General features: G+C 38.3%; 4 protein-coding genes. 1 reads left to right on the forward strand and 3 read right to left on the reverse strand.

What is annotated here, in order from left to right:
• Positions 1-598: 598 nt before the first annotated feature.
• Positions 599-1,303 (forward strand): phosphoadenosine phosphosulfate reductase, encoded by a 705-nt coding sequence (cysH, locus tag VB713_RS28055; RefSeq protein WP_323314762.1) that lies wholly within the window; start codon positions 599-601, stop codon positions 1,301-1,303.
• An 85-nt stretch (positions 1,304-1,388) separates the two neighbouring features.
• Here the strand turns inward: cysH and VB713_RS28060 are convergent, their stop codons facing one another.
• The 3 genes from VB713_RS28060 to opcA all read right to left on the reverse strand — a co-directional run bounded on the left by VB713_RS28060 (position 1,389) and on the right by opcA (position 5,131).
• A complete protein-coding gene (locus VB713_RS28060) occupies positions 1,389-2,768 on the reverse strand; it encodes a cobyrinate a,c-diamide synthase (protein WP_323314763.1) in 1,380 nt (459 codons plus the stop codon).
• A 99-nt stretch (positions 2,769-2,867) separates the two neighbouring features.
• Positions 2,868-3,380, reverse strand: coding sequence for a GNAT family N-acetyltransferase (locus VB713_RS28065; protein WP_323314764.1), 513 nt, complete (start codon positions 3,378-3,380; stop codon positions 2,868-2,870).
• A gap of 374 nt (positions 3,381-3,754) precedes the next feature.
• Positions 3,755-5,131 (reverse strand): glucose-6-phosphate dehydrogenase assembly protein OpcA, encoded by a 1,377-nt coding sequence (gene opcA, locus VB713_RS28070; RefSeq protein ID WP_323314765.1) that lies wholly within the window; start codon positions 5,129-5,131, stop codon positions 3,755-3,757.
• Between the last annotated feature and the right edge of the window lie 310 nt (positions 5,132-5,441).

Below are 5,441 nucleotides of genomic sequence, written 5' to 3' on the forward strand. Positions count from 1 at the left end.
GCACTACGTTACGCTCAGTATGACATAAGTCCAAATTTCACCCGTTGGCAGTATATGACCTACTCCATACTAGGTTATCAAAACAGTCCAAGAGCAGCAATACTTTTTGTTCCCTTAAAGACAATGTAAAAATTTATAACAAAATGTAAAAACCCCACTCATTTTTGAGCAGGGTTAATAAACATTTTTTTGGCTAAAATTAACTGTATTGTGATTAAAACACGCTCATAATCGTAATGATCCCAGCACTGGTCAAAATGATTAAAAAGCCCATAACTATAGATTGATTCAAGCTATCTGGCAATTTTGTGTTATTCATTTTTTGTGAAATCCTTGAATTTTAAAGCTTAGGTTAAGAATAACAGGATTAAGATAAACATCTATTTAAAAACAAGTAAAAATTAAAATTGCTTAAATTCTCTTAATATATGCCAGCGTATTTACTTAAAAGATTTAATACGTACTAAAGTAAATTACTGGTGGTTTTACGTGTAGTGATACCCGTACAGGATAAATACCCAATTACCGGGAGGAATGTGTGCCTTTATAGGATAAAATTAATTTTGGTCAAGGTAAAAAAATTTTCTAGAAAACGATCATGACAGTTTCCACAGCGTTTGACTTAGATAAATTAAATCAACAATTTGAAACCGCCACTCCTAAAGAAATCCTGGCGTGGTCTATTGAGAATATTCCCACAGGATTAGTGCAAACAAGCGCTTTTAATGTAGATGACTTGGTAATTACTCATATTCTGTATACTGAACTAAAGCATCCTGTTCCCGTCATCTTTCTCGATACCCTGTACCACTTTCCCCAAACTCTAGAACTGGTTGCAAAAGCTAAAGAAATATATAACCTAGATTTGCAAACTTATAAAACTCCAGATGTAAATAGCCGCGAAGCCTTTACTGCTAAATATGGGGAAGCACTTTGGGACAAAGATATTGCCCAATTCCACCAAGTTACAAAAATTGAACCACTGTTACGGGGTTTAGACGACTTAAATACCTTAGCTTGGATTACAGGCCGTCGTCGTGACCAAGCCGTTACCCGTGCGAATATGCCTATATTTGAATTAGATAATTTGGGAAGACTGAAAGTAAATCCCATTGCAGCTTGGACACGGAAAGATAGTTGGGTTTATGTAGCTGAACATGGAGTAATTTACAATCCTCTTCATGATCAAGGTTATCCCAGCATTGGTGATGAACCTATTACCACCAAAGTAGCCGACGGTGAAGACGAACGCGCTGGCCGTTGGAGAGGAAGCGAAAAAACTGAGTGTGGTATTCACATTTAGTTATCACTCAGAGTAGGGTGTGTTAGCGACAGCGTAACGCACCTTAATTTATATAATTAATTTATTTTATTTGTCTGATATGGCTTTAGCGTAGCTGCCGTAGGCATTGTTGCAGAAATTTTTGGGGAATTTTTACACTTTCTCCCCAATGTTGATGAATGTATGAAGCATGAACATTAGGTAAATTCCAACCTTCAAATCCTGTATTTTCTTCACAATCATAACGATAAGTATCAAATAATGGTTGTTGAGAATTAGTAATTAAATGGGAACGATGAAATTCATGTCCATAAATATTTGTTCCCACATCAAATAATAAACTATTTTGTAAAACTACAGCACGACGATATCCTAAGGTTAACCTTTTATCCATTTGTGCAGATGTAGGTAATATTCCCAACATTGACCAAGCTTTACCTTCAAAATCAATAATATTTTCACATAAATACATTAATCCCCCACATTCAGCAATTGTGGGCATTCCTGCTAAAATAGCTGTTTTTACTTCTTTTATCATGCTGGTATTTGCAGCTAATTGTTGTGCAAATACTTCAGGAAAACCTCCACCAAAATACATTCCTTGGATATCTTTTGGTAGTTCAGCATCTTCTAAGGGACTCCAAAAAACTAGTTCTGCACCTAATTTTTTCAATAAATCTAAATTGTCTTGGTAATAGAAATTAAAAGCTTTATCTCGTGCAACGGCAATTCTGAGAAGAGATGGGGTGATGGGGTGATGGGGAGGCGGAGAGGTGGGGAAATGGGGAGATTGCAAAAGGGGTAGTAGCTGATTCCAGTCAAAGCAATTATCGCCTAAATCTGCCAAGCGATTGACGACATCATTTAATTCGGGAAGTTCTGCTGTAGGAATTAAACCTAAATGACGGTCGGGTATAGTAATATTATCTTGTCTTCGTAAAACGCCAAGAATAGGTAATTGTAGGGGTTTTAGGGAATCTTTAAGCAAGGATAAATGGCGATCGCTTCCCACTCGATTCAGCACTAACCCAGCAATCTTAATTCTACTATCCAAAAAACAATAACCATGTGCGATCGCAGCCACAGAACCAGACAACCGACTACAATCAATCACCAAGATCACAGGGATCTCCAATAACCGTGCTACGTGTGCCGTACTCGCAAAATCAGTTGGTAATTGTTTTTCTCCTTCCCCAGTCCCCTTAATCCCGTCAAATAAACCCATTACCCCCTCAACTAAACCATATTCACATCCAGGGGAATGACGATGAAAACATTCTTGGACATAACTTTCCGAAGTCAGCACAGGGTCTAAATTCCGGCAAGGAAGACCAGTAACATATTGATGAAACATCGGGTCAATATAATCTGGACCCACTTTAAAAGATTGCACCTTTGCACCACGACGGCACAAAGACGCTAAAAGGGTAAGTGTCACAGTTGTCTTACCCACACCACTACGTTCTCCAGCAATAATTATAGACATTAGAAATTAGAAATATTTTTACTATAAACGCCAATTATCTAGTTTTAAAGAACTACCTAAATTTTGAATTCCTTGATAATGAGAAAATTACCAGTGACTTTAGAAGAATAAATTTTTAATCCAAAGACACCACTTCTCCATATCTGTTAAATTCATTAACTGCTTTTCTAGATTTATGCAAGTTATCCGCACATTATCTTCACAATAAAAATCGGATTCACGAATTATCTGATAACCATTTTTTTGATAAAAATCTACCGATGATGAAGATGACATTACATCAATGAATTTGTATTTATTTTGTCTAGCCATTTCTTCTATAGCATCGAGCATTTGTGTACCTATACCTTGACGTACAAAATTTGGATGAACATATATACCACCTATCCTGGACTGCTGATTTAGAAGAGATGCAAATCCAATTATTTCATGCTTATATTCTGCTACAAGTATGACCTCATTTATCTGTATTCTGGCTAATCTTTGATTTTTTATTAAAGATTCAATCTGACTTAAATTATAATTTGGTGATAATCCTCTAAGTGAATCAGCTTGTAGTTTCAGAATATTCTCTAAATCTTCAGGTTTTGATAAACGTATTTGCACATCCATAAAACTTTCCAGTATGTTGTGTCCGAACCGGAAATAATAACTTTACATATAGTCTTCCCATAATAATTGAGTGGCAAACATCTTCATGAACGAAAACTAATGTCTAGAAAACCAGATATAGGAACGGACAGCGTAGCGTGACGTAAGCCATATTCTGAATTCTGACTCCTGCTATATTTCCTGTTTATTTATTATTTCACATTTTGCATCAATTTAAAATGAATAAAAAATACCCCCTTGTATCACAGAAAGAGGGTAAAAAAGTAATGAATAAATTAGACATCTCCAAAAATTAAATATGCGTTTCCTAGAACTCTTGTAGAGACGTTCCCTGGAACGTCTCTACATTCTTGTCCGGAGATGTCTATTACCAATTACCGATTTTCTAACTTCAAAGTTTGTGCTATTACCGCCAAACTTTCTTCAAAAAGTGCCTCACGACCCCAGCGTTGTACCTGTTGACTTAACAACACTTCCGCTTTCTGTTCCGAAAGAGAACTTACCTGTTGAAACAAACCAGCAGATTGAGCGCCACCGTGAGTTTCCATCCGCATACAACCACCAGTTTCCGAGCAAATTACAGTACCACAATTTGCTTGGGGATTAGTAGAACTCAGACGCAAAGCAATCAAATCACCGACAATCTCACCAATATCAGCAATGGGAACACCTGCTAATTCTGCTTCTATTTGTTTTTGGTCTTGAGCCAAAAAGCGAATGCGAGTGATATCATAATCACCACTTTCCTTGGAATAGGAAACAGCCTGCCATACCAACCGACTTGCCAACCAACCTAAAAATAGCAACGCTTGAGCAGAGTTGCCCTTTTCATAATCAATAGTTACGCGATCGATTTCTTTCAGCGCCGCCATACGATTTGGTGCATCATAAGCTTCAGCAGTCAATTCCTGCCATGCAGCCAAACGCCGCCAGTTCAAATCAGCTAAAGGCACACCAGTCTCTACCAAATCTTGCAAACTGAGTAAATCATCTTCTGGAGTATTAAAGTTGCAAGAATCCACAATCACATTATTGCAGACCGCTGCCAAGCGTTTGAAAAGAGGATTACCAGAATCTGGTGTTGCCTTCCACCACAGAAACTTGGGTAAACCACCAATTAACAAAGCCGGAATCATCCCCCCAATTCTTTCCAAAGCAGCCGCTGTACCAGTGAGAGTAATATATTCACAGCAAATGAGTGTATTAGATGATTGCTTTTGAATTGGGCAATAAGCGGAAACTTGCGCTTTCACCCCTTCATCTTCCCCAGCAATGGGACATAAAGCTATAATCCGGCAAGGGTTACGGAGGGCGATTTCATCAGCAATGGTAGGACTGGTAGCACTGAAAGTATAGCCCATAGCTGCACCATGACTATCTCCCTGTGGTCCGCTGTGTTGATTTTTGAAGTATTCTTCCCGTAATGTAGTTAGGGTTTCTGGTGTACCGATACCAGTTTCTGGGAGTCCATGTTTTTTCTGCACTTCCCGTAATGCTGTTTCAGTTTGCGGCCCCAAAATTCCATCAATAGGGCCGTTGTAAAAGCCTGTTGCAGCTAATAAGTATTGGGTTTCTTCTGGTTCATAGACTACCAAAGTAAATGTTGTGGCGCGGGTAGCAGCAGGTAACGCCCCATCTTCGCCGGTAATGCCGTAACTTTGCCAAATTTGAGTCAATTCCGCTTCTATTTCTGTAAGCGAAACATCCTTAGGTGCTTGCAGTGAATAAATCGTAGGTGCTTGAGTAGCCATAGTCTATTTTTTGATTGGTGATTGGTGACTGGTAATTGGTAATTGGTAATTGGTAATTGGTGATTGGTAATTGGTAATTGGTGATTGGTAATTGGTGATTGGTGATTGGTGATTGGTGATTGGTGATTGGTGATTGGTGATTGGTAATTGGTGATTGGTGATTGGTGATTGGTGATTGGTGATTGGATAAGAATTATTTGGCTATTACCCATTACCCATTACCCATTACCCATTTACCCATTACCCATTACCCATTTACCCATTACCCATTACCCATTACCCATTACCCATTACCCATTACCCATTACCC

This window comes from Anabaena cylindrica UHCC 0172 (assembly GCF_034931625.1).
GTDB classification, from domain to species: Bacteria; Cyanobacteriota; Cyanobacteriia; order Cyanobacteriales; family Nostocaceae; genus Anabaena; species Anabaena cylindrica_A.